Genomic DNA, 25,343 nt, shown 5'->3' with positions numbered 1-25,343 from the left:
TTAATAATCAAAGGCTTGAGAGTTACTAACTGTTAGGGTCATTCAGATACAACGATGGCTGTGTGATCGCACGCAGCTACGACGCGAAGCCGTTCATCAAGATGGGCGAGCCGTATTTCCAGATCAAGCATAAGCTCAGGCAGCACGGCATTGTCGCGTTCTCCTCCAACTATGCGCTGTACGGCGACATGAGCGAACGCGTGATGAGCTTGATCGAGGCGATGGTACCGGCAGTTGAGGTGTATAGCATCGATAAGAATAAGTTGCATACTGTGGACGCCCAAAGTTAGATAGGGTTCCCATGGACATTGGCGCTTTTTCTTACAGAGATATCCCTTGGCTACCGTTGAGCACATCCACTTCAGTCCGCATGACCTTTCTGTCAAAGACCGCCTGATTACCTACTCGTCGAATAGCTCCCGGGTAGTAATCGAAGGGCTACCACAAATTTTCTGGGTAAACGGCTTGCCCTGGAGAGAGGCGAACCTCTGGGCTATGGAGCGTGTCACCAATGGGGAAGCAATCCTAAAGACCGTTTCCAGCAACGTTAATGGACTGCTGAACTACGCGAAGTTTTTGGAGAGCCGCAGACTTGAGTGGTTTGAGTTCCCGTCTCGAAAAGCTGATCGGTGTCTCGTTCAGTACCGTGGGGCGCTTATTAAGGCGCGAGATGCTGGTCATATCAGCCCAGCAACGGCCTCCGAGTACATGCGCAACTGCATCAGTTTCTATAGGTGGGTCAGGAAGCGTGGGCTTCTATCTCCGCTGTTGCCACTATGGAAAGACAAGCGCTTTTTCATCAAATACTTTGACCAGGTTGGTTTTGAACGAACCTTCGCTGGCACTACTACCGATCTGGGGATTCCCAACCGGAAACGCATCGGGATCACTTTGGAAGGCGGGTTGCTTCCTGTCACCTCATCTGACCGCGACGTCATTCTCGATTTTGCAAAACGTAATGCCTCGCCTGAGCTGTACCTGATGCTAGCTCTAGGCTTTTTCACGGGTATGCGACTGGGAACAATCTGTGACCTTCGTATCGGCGCGTTGGAACGTGCGATACCTGATCCGTCCGCTAAAGGCCTGCTTAGGATATTTGTGGGGCCAGGTGCGTCCCCGCCCGTGCATACCAAATTTGGAGTAACTGGCCAGGTATGGATTCCCGAAGCTTTGTGTTCAGAAGTTTTGGAATATTCCAAGGGGCTCCGCAGGTTAAGTCGCGAGGCATCTGCTGCCGATGAGAATCGAGACCTAGTTTTCTTGACTCGTTTCGGTAATACCTTCGGACGGCGCAGCAGCGATCAGTCTTCGGCCATAAACGTTGAGATGTCATCGCTTAGAAAAGCAGGCATCACAGCTGGCGTTAAGGTACTCAGGACATTTCGCTTCCATCAGTCCCGGTGCACCTTTGGAACTGAGCTAGCCAAGCTGGCTTTAGCAAATTGCGATGATGTGGCGATAGTGATTGCGACTGTTAGCAATGCATTGCTTCACGGTCGAAATTCGGAGGCTACTACCTTCAAATACATCAAGTTTGTGCAAGCCACACCCGCTAAGCAGGCCATTGCGAACAGCTTCATGGCTGCGTTTACAGGGATTTCTTCCAGGCACGGAGCGAGCAATGAATAATCGGACGTCTTCAGACCTAACGTTTCCAATGCTTGAGTACGCGAAGAACGAGACGCCTTGGGATCTGACCCCATTTTTATACAGCGGTGGTGCAAAGGCAAAAGTGAAGACTGTACGCAATGAAATCACATCAGGTGTTTTAGGGGATCCTTTGCTGGAACGGGTAGAGCTTGTAAAGGAGCTCCACGAGTGTTTGGCCGACGACCTTGTAGGCGGGGGGAGCCGCTTTTCGGCGAATAACAAGATCGGTTCGTTGCGGCAGTTTTTTCGGTGGGCGGATCAATCCGGACGCCAGTTGAGCATTGACAAGGTTGCGCAAGCTTACCTGGGGTGGGCAGAGCATCTTTTACACCGTCACCGTGTGGAAGGATATTTAACTGCCGGATCGTTATACGACACTGCAAGTTTGACAGCGACGATGCTTGATCGAGTGCTAGGCCGAAGCTCGACACTTTTGTACAGCACACGAATTCGCAAACCCAGAGGCAACGGACGGGTTAGAAATGGGAGCGCTGATAAGCAAAGTGTGGAAGAGAGCTTTTCTTTCGGGCAGTTAATTGCCGACCTCTGTACGTCACTCACTTATGAGGCTGTGGCGGGACCACTCCCCATCCAAGTGGCATTGAGATCGGGTACAACGCTACCTATCTGGTGCGGCCTTCGCGATACAGAGAAAGAAGCGTCACGACGGGTTCGACCTCAAACCAAATTCCAGATTGCGGCCATCCTTCGACACCGAGAATTCCGGGACTCTGACGTTTCAATCGAGACTCGATACCCGGCAGTAAATCTGAGAATCGAAGCCGAGATGCTTATGTTCATCGCGCAAACCGGCATGAATTTGTCGCAGGCGCATCAACTTCGGATCGACCAATACCACTATACGAGTCACCTTGATGGTTACCAAGTCAGGTCTTACAAAAAGCGTCGTCAGGGCGAAGTGCTATTTGAAGTTTTCTCAAGCTACAAGGAGTGGTTTGAACGCTACATTGAGTGGCGAAACACGTGGTTTCCGGACGACCTAGAGGGGCTTCTTTTTCCTCTCGTCCGTCTTGGGGGACGTCTCGTTGTAGAAGCTCCTCAGTTCACAGCTCTAGTGCGCCTCTGTACCGATTCCAATATTCGATTCGTTCGACCACGTAAGCTACGGGGTGCTCGTATTAACTGGTTGTTACGTGAATCGCAACGCCCTGAACTGGTCGCGGAAATCGCACAGCACACAGCTGAAACGTTGATCCGTGTGTACGCTGAGCCCAATCCGCAAATTGCGATGATTGAAATTACTCGATTTCACCGGCAATCAGATCCCGTCATTTGCTCACCTGCTCCAGGTGCTTGTGCGACGTCCTTGCCAGAATCGGTCGTAGATGCTCCGACGAATGCACCTGATCCCGATTGTATCAACGCTGCTGGTTGCCTCTTCTGCGTCAATCATCGGGATATTGAAAGCGAAGATCACGTCTGGTCGCTAAGTAGTTTGCGCGTGCTCAAGAGCTTGGAGCTAACTAGATATCGTCCAGCTTCCACGGATAGATCTGAGGAGGCTGACCATCCTGCAATGCTTGCGATTGAGCGTCTGAGTGCGAAGCTGCGGTTCTTTCAAGAAAGTAGCGAGGTGCGTCGGCTTTGGGTTGAGGAGGCACTGGCTCGCATAGCTGAGGAGAGTTATCACCCAGCTTGGGACGGATTTATTCGGCTGGCGGAAGTTACAGCGGGACCTTCCTTATGAATATCCTCACGACGTTAGGGCTTTCTATTGAGTCGCCTCTCGCCGTTCCCGGAGCGCCAAATTACCGTCCTGAGAGCTGGCCTCCGCCACCTGATTGGCCTGTCGTAATTGATGCACAGGGCAAAGTAGTAAGCCGTTGGGGCGACCCAGTTTGGAGGCTTGACCCATGGGCCAAGAAGGCGTTAACGCTAAATTTCGGGGATGGCCCCGCCACAAAAGTCGCGGCGCCCATTAGCTCGGCGAACGCTGATCTGCTTCGTATCATCACAGGCTGGTGGCTATACGGGCCGTACGGCGCTCGCGGCTATCGATCTCTAAAGACGCGGTTCGATCAGATGCGGCGGTTGTTTGTTTTGTGTGAAGAGGCAGGAATACTGGCCAGCGAATTGAGCCGCTTTCCACGCGTATGCGAGGAAATCCCTGCCTTTCTTCATGCCTCAAGAAAGACTGAGTTTCTGTCGTTAATGCATGAGCTATACGCGTCTCGCAGCGCCGTAGGGTTTACTTTGCTGGATTCGGGCTCGCTAACCCGTCTGGCTGCGCTGTTTCCACCCCACCAAACAGCTCAAACACCGTACATTCCTCCACGTATTTGGCACTACCAAGTCACCAGGCTGCGAGAGTGTCTTGATGACTTCCTATCCCATCAACAACAAGTTGAAGCTTGTTACCGGTTCAGCATTGAGGCTTACGAACATAATCATAGAGTTTCAAAAAGAGTGGCGTGCGCAAACGCACAACCTTTTTGCGGCCATAAGATGCATTTATCAGGCGCTAAAACGGGGCTTCGTTTTCTCGGAGCGTTTGCAGATACCGCGAAACGCTTCGGCATTTTTGAGCTACTTGAACGTTGGGTGGGGCGCAGTGGTGAATTGCAAGTAAGAACGCTGACTAGCTATCTGAAACTGGTCAATAGCGCAGGTTTAGCTTACATCCTTAACTTCAGCCTCATGCGAGTCGAGGAAGCTTGGAATCTTCGAGCGGGATGCCTTGAGGTCGAGCACGACAAGAATTTCGGCGACATTTTTTTGTTACGTGGACAGACGACGAAAACGCAGGCCGATAGCGACGCCCTGTGGGTCACATCCCCATCTGTAAAGGTCGCAGTGAGGGCGATGGAGGTCATTTCTCTGTTTCGGTCATTATACGCACCTCATGTAGCTGCGAGCGGGCTCACGGGGCGTTTTTTAACCTCGTTTTCTTACGAACCGTGGGCCCCATCGAGCAAGAAAAATGATCACTCACTGAGACCAAGTATTCCGTCATATTCCGACCTTTTGAGCCACTACGGCAAGGTGTTTGACTTGGAGCGTTTGCGTATCACGAGTGAGGATTTGAAATTGGCCCGGCTAGCTACTCCTACATTGCCGGAGGACTATCAAGTGGGCGCGGTATGGCCGTTAGCATGGCATCAGTTGCGTAGAACTGGTGCAGTAAACATGCAAGCTTCCGGGCTCGTAAGCGATGCCTCGCTTCAGTACCAACTCAAGCACGTCACCCGAGCGATGAGCCTTTACTACGGACAAAATCACTCGCAGATGCGTCTAGAGGATAAGGCTCACACGCTGTACGTTCGCACGATGTACGAGACGCTTGGTAGAGAGTTACAGCAGCTTACGAGTGAGCGTTTTGTAAGTCCCCATGGAGATAAACGTAAGGCTGAGATCGTTCGGCTGATCACGCCAGAGGATGCAAAGAAGATGATCGGTTTGGCGAAGAAGGGTGCCGCAGCATGTCGCCAAATCCTTCTTGGCGTTTGCTCGAGTCGCAAGCCTTGTCCGTACGGAGGAGTCGACAACATTGCTCATTGCGGGGGCGGTGATTCGGAGGATGAAAAACCTTGCCCTGATGTGCTGTATGACTCAGAACGATTGGACGCAGTCGATGATCTTGAACATGTCCTCAAAGAGCGGCTTGTTAATGCTCAGTACGGAAGTCCGCTAATGGAGTCCTTAATCGCTCAACAACGAAGCGTAGAGAGCTTCCGGCGAGTCATAGGGGGAGCAAATGGACGTTGAACTCACGGCGCGTCGCAGCGCGGCCGATCAATATCGCGAGGCTTTTGAGCGCTTGAAACTCAATAAGCCGCAGCTTCTAACGAAGGGGACACCGGTTACTCAAAACAACGTGGCCAAAGAGGCCGGGAGCGATCCGTCGGCACTTAAGAAATCACGTTTCCCGAGTCTCATCGCAGAGATAAAAACCTACATCGAACAACATGCGGAGGAGCGACCTCGTTCGTTGAACCAGATAAATCATCTTGCCCGTCAGAAAAGCCGCGCCTTGCGAGATCGGATTGAGCAGGTTGCCCGACAGCGCGACCAGCTAGCAAGTTTATTGAGCGAGGCGGATGCGAAAATCATAGAGCTGTATGACCGTATTGCTGAGCTTGAACGACAGTTACCTGCGTCCAACATACTATCGTTGGATCCACGCGGGCCCAGAAAGCTTTGAGATGGCAGTCGTGGGGGTACACGATCCGCAACTAGCCGCAAGGCTAGGGGCGATACTCAATGAGCGTGTTGTGAGGCTATGCTCAACGAGCGTCCGCTTTGGCTGACCTTGCTGACTGACCAGGGGGACGAGACGACACCTGGAGTATCGTCGAGGCGGATCATCACGACAGTCGCGGTGGATTTAGAGAATTAAAACTGTCGCTGCGAAGCCCGGCTTTCTGGGGCTTCAAGCCAACTCTGGAGGAAACGCAAAACTGTCGCAAACCCTCAAGTCTCTGCTGTGGAGCGGAGGCCTAGAGAATTAAAACTGTCGCGACCACCCGATTAGGCATGTTGCAACTGTTCAGCGAGTCACGCCTGCGCAATTGCCGACCTGAGCGGGTAGATGAATTCATCCTTCCATCTACGTTCACACATTACAGACTCAACCCAGCCGTCCTTTCTGCTCATTCTCCAACTCGGTGTGACGCTAAGAACAGAACGCGCATCGACGGTAGTGGCGACGGGGACCGGGCACATCGACAGGGCTACATTCTTTGGTAAGCCCCGCGTCAGCGGTTCAGGCGTGCTGGTGCAGGTCGGGCAGCTATAGCTTCGCTCCCATACCCGAATGCCTGATTTTGAGTTTCCAAAGCGCCCGTAACGATGCCAGACCTCAGATGGCCGTCCAAACCCAACGCCATATTTTTCGGCGCTAACTTTCACGGCAGACATGCCCAGGTCAAAATATCTTTCCACCGCCCTCATTCTAGCTGTAGGTAGAAGCCCCTTTCCCACCCTGCTTGTCCTAAAGCAACTAATGAACATTGGGGCAGTTTCACCGGAGATTCTGTTGAGAAGCAAAACACAGCCGAACGGGTAGAGCCATCTGTCTCCGCATGCACAGTTTATGAGCAGCGCAACTGGTCTTGCTGGCGTTTGCTGGTAGTGCGACAAGTCATCGTAGAATGCTTGGCCACGACACACTGCACTCGCTATATCGGCTGCATCCAGTGGTGTTTTTGCGACGAACACGGGGTTTGTTCGTGCTAGATCCTCGTTGATAACGCCCGTCAGGCCGATACTGCCGAATATCCAAAGAGTCGGAACACCAGAGCGATTGCGTTGTTCAGTGCGCTCATATGTCCGCTGCGCAGACTGAGGCGAAATCTGCACTTCTATTGCTAGGCGCGGAGCAAAGGCCGAGTCGCCAACCAGAATGTCAGCCCGCCAATCGTCTACGCCGTCTTCAAGCTCGGCTTGAATGCCTAGAGCAACCAGCTTCTTGTAAATGGCCACCTTCATGGCGATATGGTCTGGGCTTTCAGTGCTGGAGTAGCCCTCAGGGCTCTCTCCAGGAAAATGGGAAAAGTACCTGGTGATGCCTCCATCCCGTCTGAGGGTTTTGGCCTGTGCCGGAAGTTTCGTATCCGGCATGAGCACCTGGCGGCCTTTCGATATTTTCACTACTTTCTTCCAATCTTCATCGCTAAGCACTGAGGCCACAGTACGACAGCCGTTCACTAAACCCACGCAAGCCAAGGCAACCTCCTTTTCCAAAGACGCAGTTCAGATTCACAACAGAGTCAGTATTTGATCTTTAGTAATCTGAAACGTCTGTCAGGTACGACGCCTGGAGAATACTTATTTGGCAGCGACCCGTCACAACGGCGACCAGCCTGCGACAGATTTTTATACCCTGCGACAGTTTTAATTCTCTGAATTTAGCGGGGACCATCGCAGGATGTACTTATGCTTGTGGTCGTGCGCTAACGTTTTAGATCGTTTTGGTTACGAGACACAAGCCCAGTGAGTACGGCACGGGCCCTTTGACGTCGCAAACAATCCAGTGAGCATGAGATGCTGCTATCATCCAGGGTTCAGCGGGGGTGAACGTAAACAAAGGTGATTTGCGGAAGCGTAGTAAGCGTCTAGCCAACACACCTTACTGACCCCAAAGCATACTCCGAAGCTACCAACAAACACCTGAACACCGCTTCTCCAAAGGATAGGCGCTGCGAAATATGCCCGATCCTCGTAGAGACTATTCAAGCTCTGGCTAGAATCAATTATTGTCGATGCCGAGGTTCCAACCATGACCCTAGCCCAACTCCTCCTATTTCTCCCCGCAGCAGCAATCGTTGCCGTCTCACCGGGCGCCAACAACCTGCTTGCATTCGCAAATGGCAGCAGGCAGGGTTTGCTGCCTACAGTGGTCGGTCTGTCAGGTCGGTGTACGGCCTTTGCATTGATGATCGCAATGGTGATTGTCGGTTTAGGCGCATTGCTAGAGGCGTCTGAACCCGCTTTCCAGATTATTAAGTGGGTAGGTGTCCTTTACCTCGCCTATCTCGGCGTAAGAATGATGATAGGCCGTGATTGTCACGAAGATGGGGCTTCGGTATTCCAGCCTGTCGATGCCTACTCCTTGGCACGCAGGGAGTTCATGACTGCCATGACCAACCCCAAAGCAATCTTGCTCTTCACTGCTTTTGTTCCCCAATTCATTGTTGCTGGTACTGGCGCCTCCTTCACTGCCCAGTTCGTCGTTTTAAGTGCAATCTACATTGCGGTCGAGTTTATCGCCGCTATAGGCTGGGCCCTTGCTGGCAGCATCATTCGATCTCTGCACCCTTCGAAGCGGAAATTGTCGATCATCAATCGCATAACGGGTGCAATGATGCTCGGCGCAGCCGCCTTATTGGCTACAGCCAGACGAACTTAAGTGTGTACGTCCGAGCGTCACCCTTACATGATTAAACGGGCTCCCACTTATGCGGAAGCAACTGCTTGATTTCACTCACCCGCTGCGTCGGCAGGCGTCTGAGAACGTCTTTCAGATAAGCATACGGATCATGACCATTCAGCCGTGCAGACTGGATCAGGCTCACGATCGCTGCCGCACGTTTACCGCTGCGCAGCGACCCTGCAAAGAGCCAGTTCTTCGGCCCAAGAGCCCATGGCCTGATTTGGTTTTCGGCCCATTTGTTGTCTATGGGTACGGCACCGTCATCAAGGTAGCGCGACAGCGCTGCGGCCGTGTAAGACCCGACTTGCTGTGACAATGCGCTTTCTAGACTGGCGCTCACGACTAGACAAAATCCATGTTCGAAGGCAAGTCTGAAAGTGGTGGCGACGTAGGGATGGGCGTTAACTTGGGTAAACCAACTCAGACGGCCTATGGGTCACAATTTATTGGTATAAAGGACGGTAAGGAGATTCGCTCCTCGAAATATTGCGATCCTATTATCTAAAATCGGGCGTGTAAGCCCGTCACAGGAGAGGCGATGTCAAAATCCTATGTGATTGGGATTGCAGCTGCAATTTTCGCTACGTTCAGCTGGGCGCTTAATTTTCTGTCTCCTTACATGATGGGAGATTTTGGACCGGTTGATTTTATTACATTGAGATTCATCATCTCTGGCTGCATTGGTCTTGTTGTTATTCGTGTTTATTGGCCTGGCGATCCAGTTTTAAGCTGGCGTTCAACTATGATGGCCGGGCTGCTTGGCGTCCTAGGATATGCTCTTTACATAGGATGCATTATGGGAAGTGTACTTCACGGTGGGGCTATAATCGCACCCGCATTTTTGAGCGCTACGCCGGTTATAGTTGCCATCACAGGCAATTTGATCAACCGAACAGTTTCCTGGAGCAGCTTCTGTGCACCCATAATTCTGGCAGTTTTTGGTTTGGTTGCAACGAATTATGGAATTTTGGTCAGCGTTTTAGATGGAGGCGCGCCCTCGTACCTTGTGGCAGTAGGTTATGCGTTAGGCGCAGTATTGGCTTGGTTAATGTTCAGCATATTAAACCAAAAGATATTGGCAAAAATTCCCCAAGTACATTCAGGTCTTTGGACTGGACTAATGATGAGTGGAGCAGGTGTCAGCGTCCTGCTTTTCTTACCTTTCGGGCTTGTGTTTGGGGTATATAGCTACCCGCACATTGACCTACGTTTGGACAATACTCTACCGGTTTTCGCCGCAGCATCAGCGCTGGCATGTTTTGCCTCCGTTGGAGGGGCATGGGCTTGGAACATTGCAAGCCAGCGGTTACCCATGGCCCTGTCTGGGCAGCTCATTTCTGTAGAAACGATCTTCGCCGCTGCGTTCGGCCTTATCGCCGAAAACCGTCTACCTACCGGTCTTGAGATGCTGGGAGTAATAGCCCTGTTAACAGGTGCCACAATCGCAATAAAGGTCATGACGCCAAGTTACCGCGCAGGTTCGAGTGTACAGGCGTGATTTGCTCTGAAAGCCCATCGGAGAAAGTTCTTTGGTAAGCGTCGTTTGGAGTCACCTACACAAACCCAGCTATAAGCGCGATGGTGTTCATTTTAAAACCGGAGACACCGTGGCGCTTAATGCCGGAGCTTGGAAGATGTGTTGGCTGGACACCGCTGACAGGACGCATACGTCAGTGCGCATTCCACGAACTGGCCGTCGACCGCTAGTGAGCAGGAACCGGGAAAATCGTATACTAAGGTTTTCCGACCTGCCGTAGCGGCCTGAATTTTCCATCTTCCAGTTTGTGGCTCTGCCGCCACACGTAATCGCCTGTCAGGTTGATGTGCTACCAGCCCAACGGCGACAGGTACTGATACAGATCTGTATTCACCGGCTTTCCGGCGTCGGCTGACCTTTGGGCTGCCCGCTCGAGAAACACCGTGTTCCACAGCACAATGGCTGCGGTCAAGTCCAGCAAAGATGGCTAGACACCCGTGTGCACCGGGGCGACATTACAATGTGTGATGCCCGGTGCTTGCGCATTATCACAAAGCGACACGTCCCCCTTTCGCGGAGTATACCTATGTTCAGTCACGTGCACGTCGGAGCTAGGGATCTTGAGTGTTTGGTAGTCTTTTACGACGCCTTGCTGGCGAAACTAGGCCTTATCCAGATGCCTGAAGGGAACGGTGGGGCTGCTCGCGGCGTAGGCTGGCGATACCCCAATAGGCGATGGCCCCAGTTCTACGTCCAGCACCCTATAAATGGTCTTGCAGCCACTTGGGGGAACGGTGTTCAAGTGAGTTTTCTGGCAGCTTCGGAGGCCCAGGTTCGTGAGGTCTGGGCGCTTGCTATTGAGATGGGAGGAACCAATGAGGGTAAGCCGGGCTTTCGAGAATATGCTTCAGATTTCTATGCAGCATATTGTCGGGATCCAGAGGGGAATAAGCTTTGTTTTGCATATGCTCCGGATCCCTAAGCGTAGCTTGAAACTTTGAACAGTCGAGAATCGAGGGCGCAGCATTATCTATCGGGAAGCAAGGCGTGTTCGCCGGACGGATACGGCAGTGGAGCTGCCGTCAAATGCGAGCATCACCTTTTCGGGCTTTTTATAGCTGCTAGCTGTGATCAGGATAGGCCGGTGAATTGTTCGCACCACAGCTTCTATCTGGCTGCCAAGGCTGTGCGCGTTGCGTGAGTTGTCTTCACCCACTCTTCCTATCACCAACAGTCGAATCCTCCTGAAGGTCGCTCAGATTTCTACCAAGTGTCCGTGGCGCTGCTTCAGCTCAGGAAACGCAGCGCCGGAAATGGCCGTTCGCTCCCTGGCCTTTTCCAGCATGTGTTGGCCATGCTCCAAGGCCAGTTTTGCACGCTGCGCATCCAGCGTGGCCAGATCTTCCAGTAGATGTTCACTGCTGCCGAGACCGATATTGCCGCTGAGGTCAGCGGATGCAGGATATTTCTCCTTATCCAGCACATGAAGCAAGGTCAGGGGGAGCGCTGAGACGTTGCGAAGCCCATGCTGCGTAATCACAGACCGCCAATGCGGATTGTGAGTTATCTGCATGCCATTACGTGGGTCATTGTCGTCCTCCTTAGTGGCTCATGAGCTTGTCGATGGCACCGGGTTTGTCATGCATACCGAAGCGGTCAACGATTGTTGCGCTGGCTTCATTGAGACCGAGCACTTCAACCTCAGCGCCCTCACGGCGGAACTTGATCACGACCTTATCCAGCGCTGCGACGGCGGTAATATCCCAGAAATGCGCCTGTGTGAGATCGACGGTGACCTTTTTCAGCGCTTGCTTGAAGTCAAAACCCTCAGTGAACTTGTCTGCAGAGCTGAAGAACACCTGGCCCACAACGTAATAAGTCCGATGCGATTGCGCCTCTTGCAGAGTGCTCTTGATGTCCAGATAGTGTCCGACCTTGTTGGCAAAGAACAGGGACGCCAGCAGCACACCGACCAATACGCCGTAGGCCAGGTTGTGAGTGGCCACGACGACCACGACGGTCGCCACCATGACGAGGTTGGTCGACAGCGGATGCTCTTTCATATTGCGCAAGGAATCCCAGCTAAAGGTACCGATGGACACCATAATCATCACTGCCACGAGTGCCGCCATCGGGATTTTAGAGAGCCATTCGCCAAGAAATACCACCATCAGCAGCAGGAAAACGCCGGCACACAATGTCGAGAGGCGGGTGCGGCCACCAGATTTCACGTTGATGACTGACTGGCCGATCATCGCGCAACCTGCCATCCCGCCGAGCATGCCAGCGGCGATGTTGGCCACACCCTGACCTTTGCACTCGCGGTTTTTGTTGCTGGTGGTATCCGTCAGACCGTCGACGATGGTCGCGGTCATCATCGACTCCAATAGGCCTACAACTGCCAGCGCTGCGGAGTAAGGAAAGATGATGCGCAGGGTTTCAAAGTTCAGCGGCACTTCAGGCCACAGAAAAATCGGCAGTGTGTCCGGCAATTGGCCCATGTCACCCACGGTACGGATGTCCAGCCCGAGGTAAAAGGCAAGTGCAGTCAGTGTCAGGATGCACACTAATGGCGAAGGAATCAGCTTGCCAATCACAGGTACATACGGAAACAGGTAGATTATCCCTAGGCCCGCTGCGGTCATGGCGTAGACGTGCCAGGTCACGTTGGTCAATTCAGGTAACTGCGCCATAAAAATCAGAATCGCTAATGCGTTTACAAAACCCGTGATCACAGAGCGAGAGACGAAGCGCATCAGCGAACCTAGCTTCAGGTAACCCGCGAGGATTTGAAGTACCCCACAGAGCAACGTGGCTGCCAGCAGATACTGAAGTCCGTGCTCTTTAACCAAAGTAACCATGAGCAGTGCCATGGCGCCGGTAGCCGCCGAGATCATGCCGGGACGACCGCCGACGAAGGCAATAACAGCACAGATACAGAAGGAGGCGTAGAGACCAACCTTGGGGTCGACGCCGGCAATGATCGAGAAGGCAATGGCCTCCGGGATCAATGCCAGGGCGACTACGAGACCTGCTAGCACGTCTCCACGGACGTTGGAAAACCACGTTTGTTTGAGCGATTGCAGCATCAGAATATCCAAGGCAAAGCATCGCGCACGCCAAAGGAATGGCGAACGAATCGATACAAGTTCAAATTTTGAGGATTTTTTGCTGTGTGCTTGAGGTGCAAAAACCAGGCGTACAGCAGTGTGCGCCCGCGAGCGAGACTAGCGGAAGCAGGTGTTGCGAGGGGGGCGTAGCGCTAAGGCGGCGTAGGCTGCCAGTAGATCGTTTGGAGTACAGTCATGCTGATGTTCCTGTGCTCAAGGGGTATGCGGAACCGAAGTATACAATGAAGCCGTCGCCGATTGCGACCCGTTGCCAAGCTCTGCATGAGCTACGTCAGATATAGGCTTAGTCAATCGGTATACCTGCGGGCAAGACTTTGCTTTCCATTCATTCCTGTTCGAGCTGGTCTGTGTGCTGAGCGGTGAGTTGGCCAGACGGTTACTGTTAGCTGCCTTCGTGGCCGACCGGAGGCAGTTCTGCTCGCGTTTGATCGTCCAGGCTTATCGTCATGCTGGCGTGAACCTAGTGTCGGATGCGGACTTCTGCCATCCGGGGTGTTCCGGAAGGCGGCCGAGAGAACCCGGAAAAAACGTACGCTAACCTTTTGGTTTCTTCTAACCACAAGATACCGGCGCACTGAGCGCAGCGTAGGATGTCCAGCTGTTCCGCACGTAATAGTGTAGCAATGCACACTCTGCTATCATCCAATTTGCTCCCTGTGCGCGAGGCCATAGAAAAGTTCCAATTTTTTTGGGGCATTCCATCGAACCCGAGAGCACAGCTACTGGCCTTATTCCTGTGAGTGCACACTATGAACACCGTGACTCATCCCGTCAGTTCTAGTAAGTCCGCTCAAGAGGAAGCGCTCAGGATGAACGCTGTTCGCAGGTACGCCATCCTAGACACGCCTCCGGATGGCGCATTTGATCGTGTGACCGCGATAGCAGCTCGTCTTCTTGGAACTCCGATAGCAATCGTGAGCATCGTCGATACAGACCGAATCTGGTTCAAATCTCATCACGGACTCGACGTAAAACAAATTCCCCGCAATTCAGGCCTTTGTTCTTCCGCGATCCTCCAGGCAGAACCTTGGTTAGTAACGGACGCTAGACACGACCCTCGTACGCTCGTTAATCCCCTCGTCGCAGGCGAATTCGGGTTACAGTTTTATTTGGGAGTACCGCTTCATACCCACGACGGTTTCAATCTTGGCACGCTATGTGTTTTGGACACGCAGCCGCGTACGGTCACCCAAGACCAGCTAGACACATTGACGGATCTTGCAAGCGTTGTGATGGATCAACTGGAGCTGCGCCTGTCTGCTATGCGATCCATCGCGGAAAAGGAAGCGGCGCTGAATCATTCCCACTTAATGGCCGAAGAAATCGACCATCGTGTGATGAATAGCCTTCATCTGATTGTGTCGATGTTGAGCATTCAAAGTGCTCAGCTGGGCAGCTCTGAAGCGGCTAAGGAGATTTCCAGAGCGGCAACCAAGATATTTGCTGTAGCCAATGTGCATAAACATATTAATGTCGGCAAGGCAGCCTCTACGCTGGATAGTGCTGACTATCTCGTCCAATTGTGCGCTGGCTTATCTACGATGCTGGGATCTGAAAGCCAGATGGTAATCTCAGTCGACGCCGTCCCACTGGCGTTGGATAGTGAACAACTCAGCCGAATCGGTCTGATTGTTAACGAATTGGTGACCAATGCATTGAAATATGGAGCCTCTAAAATCAACGTTCATTTAACACCATATCAGCACCAATGCTGCTTGACTGTGAGCGACAATGGCAGAGGCCTCCCGACTGACTTTGATGTACATAAAATGTCGGGGCTGGGAATGAAGGTGATCACTGAACTGGTAAAGAACCTAGATGGTTCGCTAAGTCATGAGCCCAACGCAGACCTTGGAGGCACCGCGTTTCAGATAATTTTTTCTCCTGTGTTCAAGACTCGCCTCCCCGCAAGGCTGGTTCCTGATGGTCTTCTGAGATGAGCAGGGAGACCGTAACGTACAAGGACTTTAATGGAAACGGTCTGCAACTTCATCTCGGCGAGCGCTCTGTGTAAGGTTAATCTGAAACCCGTGTCGGGCAATGGATTGTCAGATATCGTATCCCTCGGATGCTCAAAAAGCCCGCCCAGCGTAGGCTTGAATGATTGGCGCTATCCAAGAGCAGCAATTATCCGCCACTGCTCATTACTGTTTTGTAGAGGTAACGACAGAGCTGCTCTTGCTGGGTTCTGTATTGGATTTCAAGACACACCACTGCTTCCATCTGACCCAGCCAAACGTCATCTGAAACGTGTTGCAGGTGATTAACCGTATCCCGCCAAGCAATGCGAGCCAGCTCAACGGCTTCCACCAATTCCACCAGGTACGAATCTGAAGCCAGCGTAGAGACTGTGTGCATTTAAAAAATCGCCACCCATGAGCCCTTCAAGGGCGCTGGCAGCGATCCCGCTTCGTGGTGCTCAACGTAAAATTCCAGCCAGCCAACGTACGTTCGGAGATTTTGTTCATTAAGTTGAGTGCCAAAATTTAAGGAAAATATTCGCTACGAATATGGCTTTCTCACGATAAGCAGCTACCGTAAAGTTGCCAATAAAATCTAACTGTGCTTTGTCCCTGCCTCGCAAGAGTCACGGCTGCTCCATGGAGGGGTAAATGGGCTGCTTGATATGCGCTCAAAAGACTGGTTTGCAACGGTCAATTGGCGATTGGGAGGAGCGTCACTGTGCTACCTGCGGGCATTACCGAATCTCAAGAAACTTTCTCGTTCTTATGGAAATACAGGGTCTGAAATTCAATATCGAGGAAACGAGACTCTGGCTGTCAACTCTGAGGAGAACTGATCCTCTCCCTGGAATCGTCGCGGAGAATGCGATTTGTGTTAAAAATTTATCTATCGGTTCTCGCGTTTATGCCACACGCGCAACAGGTAGACGATAGATCCCGTAATTTCGTAACGCATCTCGTAGTGGCCAATCAGGATTCGGCGCACATCGCTAGGTTCGAACTCATCTAGCCGCTCACCGATGCGTGGATTTGCCAGCAACGTTGTCGGGGCAACTGTTAGTTGCTGTACAGTACGAGCAGCGGCAGGCTGATCCACCACCGTCGCCAGAAATTCATATAGGCGAGCAAGGTCAGAAAGCGCTTTGCTGGTGCAATTCAACTCCATCAATTCGGGATTGCTAATGGCGATTCGGTGTTGGGGCTGTCGGCCCAGGCTTGGACAGCTTAGTGGTCAATCACATGACCAGCGTCTACATCGGCCAACGCTTCGCGTGTCAGGCGACTGCGCCCCCCTTCTTGGTCTATCCAAGCAGCCAGAGTCTGCTTGACGATCCAATTCTTGGAGCGCTCCAGCCGCTCAGCCATTAAATCTACCTTTTCGGCTAACTGCATAGGTACATGAGCGGTGACGGATCGAGTTTTTGCGGTAGTTGCCATGAAGACTGCTACTTCTAACCAATTGGCTGCACAAGGTGCATGCCTTGCCGGCGTTCAATCACAGCAGCTTCCGATGCCGCTTGGCGTAACGTAATGGCACGTTCGCTGGCTTGGCGTGCTTCGGCATAATCGCCATTTTTTCTGAGTTCATTGGCGCGCCATTCCGCCGCTTCGGCAGAAGCAAGCAACGCCAAAGAGTGCGGCACGTTTTGCTCTGATTTTTGATTCAGTTCTTGCGTGCTTCGATGGCGCTCGATCACGTGCGAGGCCTCGCGGGCCGCATTACGCAATTGGGTACGGGCAATATCGTAACTGTCATTGGGTACAGCTTCGAGGGTTTGGAGGCAATTATGCAACGACTCCACTGCCGTCAGCAGCTTATCAATTTTCTGTAACAGCTCAACTGTGTCAGGATGATTTTTCATGAAGCGTCACTTCTCTCGAATTGGTACGGTGGGGTTCGAGTGAGGAATGTCATCAGCAGCCGGTGGAATGACATGTGATTGAGCCTCTCATTCTACGCCAGCGTCCAAAAAAAATGATTCAAAGTAATCATAACTAATAATATTATGTTGACAAGCTGCGGTGTCAGGCTGGGCTATACCCTAACCTGATGTCAGCTCCTGCTGCTCGCAGTCAACAGCGGCTTTCGGTATGGACAGATTAGGCTCTGAAAGCGCTTCGTAGGTGGATATCCATGGTCATGGTGTATTCAGCGGGAAACTAGAGTTGGCGTGGGCTTCACTCATGTCCATGGGTTGACATCTTTCCTTTAGATCGACGAGGCATTCGCCGACCTGACTGGTATCGGTGGACTGGATGCCTTAGGCCGACAGATCCGCGCCCAGGTACTGCGTTGCACCGGCATTCCTGTCGGTGTGGGTATTGCTCATACAAAGACTCTAGCGAAGCTGGCAAACCACACCGCGAAGCGGCTGCAGTCGCAGACTGGCGGGGTGGTCAATATTACCGATCCGGTTAAGCGGGACTGGGTGCTGCGTAATACGGATGTGGCGGAGGTGTGGGGCGTTGGCCGCAAGATGAAGCTTCACCTCGATGCGATGGGTATAAAGTCTGCAATGGACCTGGCTAAGGCGGACCCATGGGCGCTCCGCAAGAAGTTCAGCGTTGTGATCGAGAAGACGGCCAGAGAGCTGGGCGGCACGCCTTGCCTAGAGCTGGATGAGCCCGATCCGCCAAAGCAAGAGATCTGCTGCAGCCGCATGTTCGGTAAGCGGTTGACGGAGTTGCAACCGATTAAGGAGGCCGTGGCTACGTACATGATGCGAGCCTCTGAAAAGCTCCGCGCACAGAATTCTCTATGCAAGAAGGTGCGTGTTTGTATTCGCACCGGGATGTTCAACCCGGAGGAGGCAAAGTACGCCAATGGCGTGATAGTGGATTTGCCTTATCCTACTAACGACGTGCGCTTGCTCACTCAGGCGGCGGTAGGCGCGCTTGATCGCATATTTCGGGTAGGCTTCAAGTACAGCAAGGCAGAAGTAATATTACTCAACCTCTGCCACCCAGGAGAGTACACAGATGATTTGTTTGCCACATCGCAGCCTACTGAGGCAACGAAGGTGATGAAGGTACTGGACCAGATCAATGAGCGGTGGGGGAGGGGGACTCTGCGCTCAGCTAGCGTGCCGTCGGAGCCTGACTGGGGTATGCGTCGTGATGTGATGAGCCAGAGCTATACTACAAAAATCGACCAACTTTGGTCTGTAAGCTGTAAATGACGGTAATTTTCCTGCCCAAGGCTGATGCTCAAGAATCGAGATGCGTAATGATAAAAGAGATGGTTGCTATCGTTAAAGTGCTGACCGATGCAGCGATGAGCTTTAATAAGTTTAAAAGTACGACCAAAAAAAATAACGATAACTTAGAGTTGCTCAAGATTTATTTTCTTCTCAAAGATGTCTTAGAGGATGGTAGGAAATTACTAGACGTGGCTTCGCCATATTCAGTGGTAGGGAGTGATGCGATAGATGGTGTTCTGAATATGCGGTTGAAGACTTGGGACACTGTCCTTCGGCGGCAAGGGCGGCGGCTTTATGAAATACATGGGTATATTAGCGAGCGAAGTGAGTTGTCCATCATAAATCCTCAGATTCAAAAGAGGTTGAAGATAATTGTAGGTTCTAAGCGTGACCGGGTACTTAGTTTGTTTAACTTAGGGGCAGGGTTGTTTTTTAGGACGGTTTTTCCGATTGAAGAAAGTTCTGAGGCTCTGCGGGGGGTAGTGTTGAAAACATTAACTCTTCATAGTGATGATGTTTTGGATGTTACCAAGATTCATCTTGAGTTAAATGAGTTGGAGTGTGCATTGGAAGAGTATAGAGAGTTGATATTGCGAATGATGTCTAGCGATGAAGTGAGGCTTTTGTCTGAAAAAGCGCGCAAGGAGACCGGGATTCATTGGTGAGCGCAATTAAGCTGTAAATAATAAATTATGGGGGACGTTTTTATTCGTTTGCTTGCCGATTAACAGGTTACTTACTTTGATAAAGGGATGGGTTAAAAAATCGCTCTTGGTTGGTTTTTTTTTTTTTTTTTGAGGTTTTTTAATTAATACATCGCAAAGTCAGGATAAGAAAATAAATGCCCGTTTCTTGCATCATTCAGCCAGTGGAACGCTTGATCTACACTATATCGACTGACGATTTCCTCAGCGAAAGCATTATGCCCCAGCGCAAATAAACTCATCAGTATGTTGTCCATTGCGTTGGATTTTCTGAACACATGCATAAAGCTGTTCTTGACGTTGTCCCCGCCCCACTCAAAATACGCTGTGCTTTCAGTAAGCTCTTGGAGATATATTTTTTCATAGCGCTCCACGTAAGTTCTATCTCTTGCGAAATAGAATAGGGTATGCAGTCCAGCAAGGCTCTCGGGGGTCAGAATCTTAGAAAACGTATCCCATACGATAGTTTCTGATTTTGCACGCTCTACAATATCCCTAATTAATTCTTCAGTTCCTATCGTGAAGTAGTCGAATATACTTTCACTTTCTTCAGTGATCTTTGCATGAGGGTTCTGAAGAGCCCAGAGATCAAGAAATAGTATAATTTGATCTCGCTCAACGCCTTTTATTGGAAGAGGTTCACCGATCATTGCGGCTAGGAAGTAATGGTTTTTGATTTTTTCAATCGCTCTGGATAGCTCACGATTGCTCACTCCGTATTTAGCCATTAAAGCTTTTTTCGCGATTGGAAACTCTTCTGAACTCCAAGACTGCTGTGGGGGTAATTCGCGTGCAAGCCTGTATAGCATAGGTCGAGAGAAACTTGTTGTAAATGTGTCTTGAGAGTATTCCTCGCGCAACCATACATTGAGCCTGTGGAGAACGTCTAGGCAACCTTCAAGCTCAATAAATTTTTCTTTTAGTCTAAAAAAATTTATGGCTGAAACATCTGTTAAGTGTTTGTCGTTTTGATGGCCTAATGGATACCTGAAAACCTGTCCTGTTGCATCAACCTCGGCAATGTCACATATAGTGGAGTTAATTTTGATGTTTAGTGTTATGTATCGGTCATCGAGCATTTCAGACTGATGCTTGAAATATCTCCATATGTTTCCTATGTCATGGGATCCGGTGAGGTCAAATCTAAGTGTTTGCCCCTTTTTAAATGCGACATGAGTTAGCTCCTCAATAGCTCCTTTCAGCCTTAGTTCAACAGAGTGACGCATATTGAAGCACACGGGATAGATAAGCTCATCGACACTCAATTTCAGGCCGCGGCCTGAAATCACTTGATCAATTAAGACATTTGCAGCAGTCGAGAATCCTGCCGCATACTCAACATAGCCGGGGCTTCCATTATTCCCTACGCAGGCGTTTGCCCATGATGGTTCCGCACTACAAAATGTCGGATTCTTATTAGCCGGCATGCCTACTCCAAAAAATCTAAAGGTGGGGCAAAAATGGGGCAAACCATACGCCAATCTATGCCATCCAATGCCCATTATGCGTTTACGCAACCTGCCTTGGGCGAGCGTCACAACCCGCAATCACGGGCCTATCTCCCAAAATCCCCCACATACTCCTACACAATCGGGGTGTGGGAGGACAGGTCTGAAGTGTTTTTACTCATTGGGTAGTAGGCAAATTCGTTGAAAGTGATGGGGCAAAGGGGGCGCTTGGCCCAGCATTTTTTGCGATGGCGGCAAGGTTAACACGCGAGGTCGGGGGTTCGCAGGTCGCAAACGGATAGGTAAAAAAGCAAAAGCGGTGCCGCCCCGATATCCACCACTAAAGGAGCGGCGCCGCCACAGGTTAGCGGTTACCCGCCTTTTCTATTTTCGCGGCTTACTGGGTATTAACCGGCGAATCCAACACCTTCACCCCATCATCAACCACCGCCTCGACCATTTCCTGCAAATCATGCGAAGCCTAGGCGTAACGGTCCGTCTCCATGGTCATCGCCGCATCTTCTGCGAGCAGCTTGGCGACGTGGAGAAGATTGGAGGTGTGGTGCAAGGCGTTTTGCAAGGAAACACCGCTGTTAACGCGTGAACCTGCTCTGGCTTTTCAGAAAGTTGTGTTTATGAAGAATTGTTTAAGTTGCGCTCGCAGGTCGTGCCTTCGCGAGATTCTTTCCGGGGCGAGCGTTTTTGAGCGGGTGAATATAATTTCGAATAATCAGGGTTTTAGAAAAAACATCCGCACTAAAAAGAATCGTTGATGTGATTTTTATTAGCTTCCTATCATTTTTTTCTGGCTCTCTATTCCAAAAAGGTCTTTTGTCGAAAAATTCGGAGCATGTTTTATTGCTCACAGATGTAACAAATTGTTTCATTTTTTTGCCGTTTTTCGGTATCGACAAGGGGGCTTTCTGTCGGCGAACAGGTGAGTTCCGTTCGTTGCGACGCAGTGGGTTAAGCCTGGGACATTGATGATTTTGCGTGTGTCTGTTCGGCGCACTGCAAACAAGGGATTTGACAATTATCGAGGCTTGAACCCATGAATCATGTGATCAACTCCATACTGGAAAATGCATCAACTCGCCCCTCAATCGGCCATACCAACCCCGCGCTACTGCATGACGTCCTATGGCGAGCCCTGGAGCACGCACTCAAGGCCAACACGGATGATGCTTCCCACACCCCGCATGCCCGTGCCTGTCTCAGGATCTATGCTGAAATCGATACGCTGTCGTATCTGGACAAGGGTGATTCGAAATTGGCCGCAGCTCTGGGCAAGGCGTTCTTCGAATCGCGCTCCAGCAAAGACGTCGAGGCATTCTGGAAGTTGTTACTGATCAAGCAACTGCTGTTCGAATTGTCGGTCAGGGGTGTGGCGACCCAGATTGCTTCGCAAGCCAGTCTGCCTCGTCAGTTGCTCACGCTCGATCCGCAGTTGATTGCAGCGCCTGCGGGCGTGAATATCAGCCTGGGAGTGCTGTGCAAAGAAACCGACCAGCTCAAGCATTCCGTTGTGCTGGTCTTGCAGAAACTGGCACAGCACGTCGAGGATCGTGGCCTGAAAAAGCCTCAAGTCACTGCGCAGCTTCTGCTGGAGTTGTACAACGCCGTGTGGTCGGGCAGTAATGGCACCGATATCGAGTCACAGATTTTTTACGCCGACAGTGTGTATAACGCGTTGCCCGACGTGCATCACGCCCTGGGCCTGGCGCCGCAGGAAAAATGGCTGACTTTGTTCACCTGGTTATACGGCGACAAGGATGGCCGCCCCTATGACACCAACCAGCACACCGAAACCCTGGTGGTGGCGCTGGAAACGGCGCTGCGCAATCGCTACATCGCTGATATCGACAGTCTGATCAAGGACGGCGGCGCACGGCATCGCCTTGAAGAGATTCGTGCTCGCGTGGGCAAGGATCATCCCGAGCATTTCAAGCGTCCCGCCGAACTGATCGACGCACTGAGCAGCATCCGTTTTACCCAGCCCGCCGCCATCGACCGTCTGCTGCTGCGGGTGCATGCGTTTGGCTTTCACTATCTGGATATCGAGTTTCGTGAAAACGCCGAGATGTTCAGCTGCGTGGTCGATGAGATCCTTTCCAGTCAGTGGCTGGAAACCATCGGCCTGGGCCAGGGCCGGCACTATCACGAGCTGGATGAGCGTGCGCGTCAGGCCGCCCTTGAGGTCGCGCTGGAGGGCGGGGCGGCCCGGACGCCCGCTGCCCTGTGGCAGGAGTATTTGCAACGCACCACGCCGATTTACACGCGGAAAGTCGAGCAATATGCCGGCCAGGATTACATTGCGCTGATGGAGCAGGATCCGAGCTATATCCGCATGCACGATGCGCGCAACGCGGTGGAACGGTTTGAAATGATTGACCGTTATCGCGACCGGATGAAAATCCACGGGATCGCCGAGTACACCTCGGCCCTCAGCGCGCTGGAGGTGCTGTTCCTGATGAAAGCGGCCCAGGTACGGGACGGGATTGACATCGCTCTGCAACCTGAAGACCTGGCAGGTGCCGAGCGCACGCTGGCCACGGTGCATGAGGTGTACGAAAACCCGGTGTACCGCCAGCACCTGGCAACGCGCGGCAACCGCCAATACATCACGTTTGGCCCCAGCGACACGGGCAAGCAAGGCGGCAAGGCCATGCACAAGCTGAACATGGCGATTGCCAACCAGCACAAGTTGATCGCGGCCCGTTATGGCATCGAGGTGGTCGTCCACGTCATCATGGGCGGGGAACACGCACGGTGTAATGGGGTGATCGCCGAGACCTTGCAGGAGTTCGGCGCGCTGGAGGGCCCGGAAACCCGCTTCATGCTGGCCGGCTGCGCGGAGATGCGCGCTCATCTGCTGACCCGCAACCAGTCCGTCAACTTTCTCAGCCAGTTGTACCGTATGCACGCCGAGCCCAAGCCGCAGCCGTCCGAGGAGGTCATTGCCGGCAGGGTTCAACGTTGGGGGGGCGTGGTGCGCCGCTACCAGGCGACGTTCTTCGAGCATCCGGCGCTGCCTTCCCTGCTGCGGGACCTGGCGCGATTCGATGTGGTCAGGGCCACCGCCAAAGGCACCCGGCCGCCTTCTCGTATCTTCAACATCAAGGTGTTCGAGTCGCGTCCCGATGCCATTCGTGCGATTCCCTGGACCCGCGCCTTGCTGGCCGGTGGATTGCACAGCGAACTGATCGGCGTCGGGCAGTTTGCGCAAGAGCCGGCAACTTGCTTGTCCAAGGCCTTCAACGAGGATGAGAGCTTTCACACCTACGTCAAAGGCATGGCCTACGCCATTGCGCGAACCGACCTCAAATGCGCCTGGCTGACCCTGACCGGCAGCATCCCGGAAAAGGCCCACATCCAGAGGCTGGCGCAAGCCTTGAAGGCCGAAGCCGTCGGTACCGCCGAACAGCTGCTGGCCAGCCTGCACCTGGAAGTGATTGAAGGTAAGCGCTTCGTGTACAAAGCCACCAACGGCACCGAGCCGGCGGATCCATGGAAAATCAAGGAAGGCAGCTTGCTCAACCTCTGGCCCAGCCTCAGGGCCGAGGTCTATCTCAAGGAAAAGAACTTGCGAATCTATCGCTTGTTTCTGCTCTACGCCAAAAGCAATCCCGCGTTCATCCAGTCGTCATCGCTGAATGATTTCTACAGCGGGTTCCTCGCGGCCGTGAGTACCGATGCAGGTTTGGTCGATCCCGCAAGCGCCCACCATTTCACCTGGTGATTAACCCCGATGCCCAGGGCAACCTGGGTATCGGCAGGCGCTACCCTCCAAGAGGATCAACTGTATGGCATTTACCACCTTGATACTGGATGCCCCCGGGCCGCCGTTACTGTTTGAGGAAGTCGATCGCTTTCTTGAACTGGGCCTGGGCGTCACCCTCAACCTGCATTATTTCGCGGACAAAGAGCGCATCCGGCAGCACTACGGCACGCGCATTCACTATGCCGAGATCAACTGCCATGACGAGCCTGGCTTTATTGCCGCCGTGAGTCAGGCCGGGGGTTATAGCGTGTTCAAGACGCGCCTGAACATCCCGTTGGGCGCTGGCCTGATCCGCGCTGCCACCTCGCCGGCGTTGGCCACGCCACTGCGCGCCATTGCCCAGGCTGGCACAGGGATCAATCATATTGATCGGCTGGCGTGCGAGCAGTGTGGCGTGGCGATCCTCAACACACCGGGCTCCAACGCGACCGCTGTTGCCGAATACGTCGTGGCCCAGGCGCTGTTTCTGTCGCGCGACCTGGATGACTACAACGCTGAAACGCACAACGGCCATTGGGCAAAAGGCTCCTTGGCACCTGCCTGCGAATACGCCGAACTGACGCTTGGGCTGGTGGGCACCGGCAGCATTGCCCGGCAGGTGGCGCGCAAGGCTGCGGCGCTGGGCATCAAGGTGATCGCCACCGGATCCGAACGTTTTACCGAACCGGTGGCGCACAGCCTTGGGCTTGAACGGCGGGCAGGTCTTGAACAGTTACTGGCCGAGGCGAACATCGTCTCGATCCACGTGCCGCTCACCCCGCAGACCCGAGGCTTGTTCGGCACCGCCGAGTTCCAGCAGATGCGCCAGGGATCAATCCTCATCAATACCGCGCGCGGCGGGATCGTCGACGAACACCGGTTGGCCGCTTTCATGCGCCAGTTTCCCAGGCATATCAAAGCCGTCGCCATCGATACCTTTGCCCTTGAAAAAGACCGCTTCGACTCGCCATTGACCGCTATTGCCAATGCGCAATTGACGCCGCACATCGCTGGCAATACCACCACGGCAATCCGGACGGCGTCACGCCAGATCGTCGACAAGATCCACGCATTCAGTGCCGACGCCACCGCGCGTTAACCCACAGGACACAAGGAA

The 25,343-nt window shown here is 52.6% G+C and carries 17 protein-coding genes and 6 pseudogenes; 13 read left to right on the top strand and 10 right to left on the bottom strand.

Translation table 11 applies throughout. The features are described 5' to 3' along the window. Positions 1–50: 50 nt before the first annotated feature. From AC4PS6_RS12625 to AC4PS6_RS12605, 5 genes and pseudogenes are all read left to right on the top strand, one after another. Positions 51–257 (top strand): annotated as a pseudogene (locus AC4PS6_RS12625) (Y-family DNA polymerase); the annotation flags it as partial. Between the two features lie 79 nt (positions 258–336). After that, positions 337–1,629: a site-specific integrase gene (locus AC4PS6_RS12620; protein ID WP_032873808.1), complete on the top strand. Its 1,293-nt coding sequence runs from the start codon at positions 337–339 to the stop codon at positions 1,627–1,629. Further along, positions 1,622–3,358, top strand: coding sequence for a hypothetical protein (locus tag AC4PS6_RS12615; RefSeq protein WP_019819593.1), 1,737 nt, complete (start codon positions 1,622–1,624; stop codon positions 3,356–3,358). Before AC4PS6_RS12620 ends, AC4PS6_RS12615 begins: the two co-directional genes overlap by 8 nt. Beyond that, positions 3,355–5,376 carry a hypothetical protein gene (locus AC4PS6_RS12610; protein ID WP_236183096.1) on the top strand — a complete coding sequence of 674 codons (2,022 nt, stop codon included), beginning with the start codon at positions 3,355–3,357 and terminating at the stop codon, positions 5,374–5,376. Before AC4PS6_RS12615 ends, AC4PS6_RS12610 begins: the two co-directional genes overlap by 4 nt. Beyond that, positions 5,366–5,812: a hypothetical protein gene (locus AC4PS6_RS12605; RefSeq protein ID WP_019819597.1), complete on the top strand. Its 447-nt coding sequence runs from the start codon at positions 5,366–5,368 to the stop codon at positions 5,810–5,812. Before AC4PS6_RS12610 ends, AC4PS6_RS12605 begins: the two co-directional genes overlap by 11 nt. Before the next feature lie 353 nt (positions 5,813–6,165). Here AC4PS6_RS12605 and AC4PS6_RS12600 read toward each other — a convergent pair whose 3' ends face one another. Continuing rightward, positions 6,166–7,326 (bottom strand): competence protein CoiA family protein, encoded by a 1,161-nt coding sequence (locus tag AC4PS6_RS12600; RefSeq protein WP_236712996.1) that lies wholly within the window; start codon positions 7,324–7,326, stop codon positions 6,166–6,168. Positions 7,327–7,888: 562 nt separating this feature from the next. Between AC4PS6_RS12600 and AC4PS6_RS12595 the strand changes: the two genes are divergently transcribed. Further along, on the top strand, positions 7,889–8,518 hold the full coding sequence (locus AC4PS6_RS12595; RefSeq protein ID WP_019819600.1) for a LysE family translocator: 630 nt from the start codon (positions 7,889–7,891) through the stop codon (positions 8,516–8,518). Between the two features lie 31 nt (positions 8,519–8,549). On the opposite strand, the pseudogene AC4PS6_RS12590 reads toward AC4PS6_RS12595, so the two are convergent. Then, positions 8,550–8,825: pseudogene (locus tag AC4PS6_RS12590) on the bottom strand (transposase domain-containing protein); the annotation flags it as partial. Positions 8,826–9,080: 255 nt separating this feature from the next. On the opposite strand from AC4PS6_RS12590, the gene AC4PS6_RS12585 reads away from it, so the two are divergent. Continuing rightward, complete coding sequence (locus AC4PS6_RS12585) at positions 9,081–10,040, top strand: DMT family transporter (RefSeq protein WP_019819605.1); 960 nt, start codon at positions 9,081–9,083, stop codon at positions 10,038–10,040. A 235-nt stretch (positions 10,041–10,275) separates the two neighbouring features. On the opposite strand, the pseudogene AC4PS6_RS12580 reads toward AC4PS6_RS12585, so the two are convergent. Continuing rightward, positions 10,276–10,491, bottom strand: a pseudogene (locus tag AC4PS6_RS12580) (Tn3 family transposase); the annotation flags it as partial. 114 nt (positions 10,492–10,605) lie between these two features. Between AC4PS6_RS12580 and AC4PS6_RS12575 the strand changes: the two are divergent. Continuing rightward, on the top strand, positions 10,606–11,001 hold the full coding sequence (locus AC4PS6_RS12575; protein ID WP_019819608.1) for a VOC family protein: 396 nt from the start codon (positions 10,606–10,608) through the stop codon (positions 10,999–11,001). An 84-nt stretch (positions 11,002–11,085) separates the two neighbouring features. Here AC4PS6_RS12575 and AC4PS6_RS12570 read toward each other — a convergent pair. Both AC4PS6_RS12570 and AC4PS6_RS12565 read right to left on the bottom strand, forming a co-directional pair. Next, positions 11,086–11,609 (bottom strand): annotated as a pseudogene (locus AC4PS6_RS12570) (universal stress protein); the annotation flags it as partial. Between the two features lie 11 nt (positions 11,610–11,620). Next, positions 11,621–13,108 carry a SulP family inorganic anion transporter gene (locus AC4PS6_RS12565; protein ID WP_019819612.1) on the bottom strand — a complete coding sequence of 496 codons (1,488 nt, stop codon included), beginning with the start codon at positions 13,106–13,108 and terminating at the stop codon, positions 11,621–11,623. 791 nt (positions 13,109–13,899) lie between these two features. Between AC4PS6_RS12565 and AC4PS6_RS12560 the strand changes: the two genes are divergently transcribed. After that, on the top strand, positions 13,900–15,090 hold the full coding sequence (locus AC4PS6_RS12560; protein ID WP_081376978.1) for a sensor histidine kinase: 1,191 nt from the start codon (positions 13,900–13,902) through the stop codon (positions 15,088–15,090). 910 nt (positions 15,091–16,000) lie between these two features. Here AC4PS6_RS12560 and AC4PS6_RS12555 read toward each other — a convergent pair. The 3 genes from AC4PS6_RS12555 to AC4PS6_RS12545 are packed head-to-tail and all read right to left on the bottom strand — an operon-like array spanning position 16,001 to position 16,976. Next, positions 16,001–16,279 carry a type II toxin-antitoxin system RelE/ParE family toxin gene (locus AC4PS6_RS12555; protein WP_019819619.1) on the bottom strand — a complete coding sequence of 93 codons (279 nt, stop codon included), beginning with the start codon at positions 16,277–16,279 and terminating at the stop codon, positions 16,001–16,003. A gap of 59 nt (positions 16,280–16,338) precedes the next feature. Next, complete coding sequence (locus AC4PS6_RS12550) at positions 16,339–16,551, bottom strand: CopG family ribbon-helix-helix protein (RefSeq protein WP_019819621.1); 213 nt, start codon at positions 16,549–16,551, stop codon at positions 16,339–16,341. 14 nt (positions 16,552–16,565) lie between these two features. After that, positions 16,566–16,976 carry a hypothetical protein gene (locus AC4PS6_RS12545; RefSeq protein WP_019819623.1) on the bottom strand — a complete coding sequence of 137 codons (411 nt, stop codon included), beginning with the start codon at positions 16,974–16,976 and terminating at the stop codon, positions 16,566–16,568. A 351-nt stretch (positions 16,977–17,327) separates the two neighbouring features. Here AC4PS6_RS12545 and AC4PS6_RS12540 point away from each other — a divergent pair. Continuing rightward, positions 17,328–18,293 (top strand): annotated as a pseudogene (locus AC4PS6_RS12540) (DinB/UmuC family translesion DNA polymerase); the annotation flags it as partial. Next, positions 18,290–18,979 carry a hypothetical protein gene (locus tag AC4PS6_RS12535; protein ID WP_336827136.1) on the top strand — a complete coding sequence of 230 codons (690 nt, stop codon included), beginning with the start codon at positions 18,290–18,292 and terminating at the stop codon, positions 18,977–18,979. The pseudogene AC4PS6_RS12540 and the gene AC4PS6_RS12535, both read left to right, overlap by 4 nt. A 143-nt stretch (positions 18,980–19,122) precedes the next feature. Here the strand turns inward: AC4PS6_RS12535 and AC4PS6_RS12530 are convergent, their stop codons facing one another. Further along, on the bottom strand, positions 19,123–20,445 hold the full coding sequence (locus AC4PS6_RS12530) for a hypothetical protein (protein WP_336827137.1): 1,323 nt from the start codon (positions 20,443–20,445) through the stop codon (positions 19,123–19,125). A 418-nt stretch (positions 20,446–20,863) separates the two neighbouring features. Further along, a pseudogene (locus AC4PS6_RS12525) lies at positions 20,864–21,067 on the bottom strand (DUF3077 domain-containing protein); the annotation flags it as partial. Between the two features lie 450 nt (positions 21,068–21,517). Here AC4PS6_RS12525 and AC4PS6_RS12520 point away from each other — a divergent pair. Continuing rightward, positions 21,518–24,205 carry a phosphoenolpyruvate carboxylase gene (locus AC4PS6_RS12520; protein WP_336827138.1) on the top strand — a complete coding sequence of 896 codons (2,688 nt, stop codon included), beginning with the start codon at positions 21,518–21,520 and terminating at the stop codon, positions 24,203–24,205. 64 nt (positions 24,206–24,269) lie between these two features. Then, the gene (locus AC4PS6_RS12515; protein WP_060767089.1) at positions 24,270–25,325 is read left to right on the top strand and encodes an NAD(P)-dependent oxidoreductase; all 1,056 of its coding nucleotides are present in this window, start codon (positions 24,270–24,272) and stop codon (positions 25,323–25,325) included. Positions 25,326–25,343: the final 18 nt, after the last annotated feature.

The organism is Pseudomonas sp. DW-iso17 (assembly GCF_058725345.1).
This window is presented reverse-complemented; position numbering and strand designations above follow the sequence as displayed.

What these genes read in the sequence shown, in the direction of transcription:
- AC4PS6_RS12615 (WP_019819593.1), top strand. Translation starts at nt 1,622, where the DNA reads ATGAATAATCGGACGTCTTCAGACCTAACGTTTCCAATGCTTGAGTAC.
- AC4PS6_RS12610 (WP_236183096.1), top strand. Translation starts at nt 3,355, where the DNA reads ATGAATATCCTCACGACGTTAGGGCTTTCTATTGAGTCGCCTCTCGCC.
- AC4PS6_RS12605 (WP_019819597.1), top strand. Translation starts at nt 5,366, where the DNA reads ATGGACGTTGAACTCACGGCGCGTCGCAGCGCGGCCGATCAATATCGC.
- AC4PS6_RS12595 (WP_019819600.1), top strand. Translation starts at nt 7,889, where the DNA reads ATGACCCTAGCCCAACTCCTCCTATTTCTCCCCGCAGCAGCAATCGTT.
- AC4PS6_RS12585 (WP_019819605.1), top strand. Translation starts at nt 9,081, where the DNA reads ATGTCAAAATCCTATGTGATTGGGATTGCAGCTGCAATTTTCGCTACG.
- AC4PS6_RS12575 (WP_019819608.1), top strand. Translation starts at nt 10,606, where the DNA reads ATGTTCAGTCACGTGCACGTCGGAGCTAGGGATCTTGAGTGTTTGGTA.
- AC4PS6_RS12565 (WP_019819612.1), bottom strand. Translation starts at nt 13,108, where the DNA reads ATGCTGCAATCGCTCAAACAAACGTGGTTTTCCAACGTCCGTGGAGAC.
- AC4PS6_RS12560 (WP_081376978.1), top strand. Translation starts at nt 13,900, where the DNA reads ATGAACACCGTGACTCATCCCGTCAGTTCTAGTAAGTCCGCTCAAGAG.
- AC4PS6_RS12555 (WP_019819619.1), bottom strand. Translation starts at nt 16,279, where the DNA reads ATGGAGTTGAATTGCACCAGCAAAGCGCTTTCTGACCTTGCTCGCCTA.
- AC4PS6_RS12550 (WP_019819621.1), bottom strand. Translation starts at nt 16,551, where the DNA reads ATGGCAACTACCGCAAAAACTCGATCCGTCACCGCTCATGTACCTATG.
- AC4PS6_RS12545 (WP_019819623.1), bottom strand. Translation starts at nt 16,976, where the DNA reads ATGAAAAATCATCCTGACACAGTTGAGCTGTTACAGAAAATTGATAAG.
- AC4PS6_RS12535 (WP_336827136.1), top strand. Translation starts at nt 18,290, where the DNA reads ATGACGGTAATTTTCCTGCCCAAGGCTGATGCTCAAGAATCGAGATGC.
- AC4PS6_RS12530 (WP_336827137.1), bottom strand. Translation starts at nt 20,445, where the DNA reads ATGCCGGCTAATAAGAATCCGACATTTTGTAGTGCGGAACCATCATGG.
- AC4PS6_RS12520 (WP_336827138.1), top strand. Translation starts at nt 21,518, where the DNA reads ATGAATCATGTGATCAACTCCATACTGGAAAATGCATCAACTCGCCCC.
- AC4PS6_RS12515 (WP_060767089.1), top strand. Translation starts at nt 24,270, where the DNA reads ATGGCATTTACCACCTTGATACTGGATGCCCCCGGGCCGCCGTTACTG.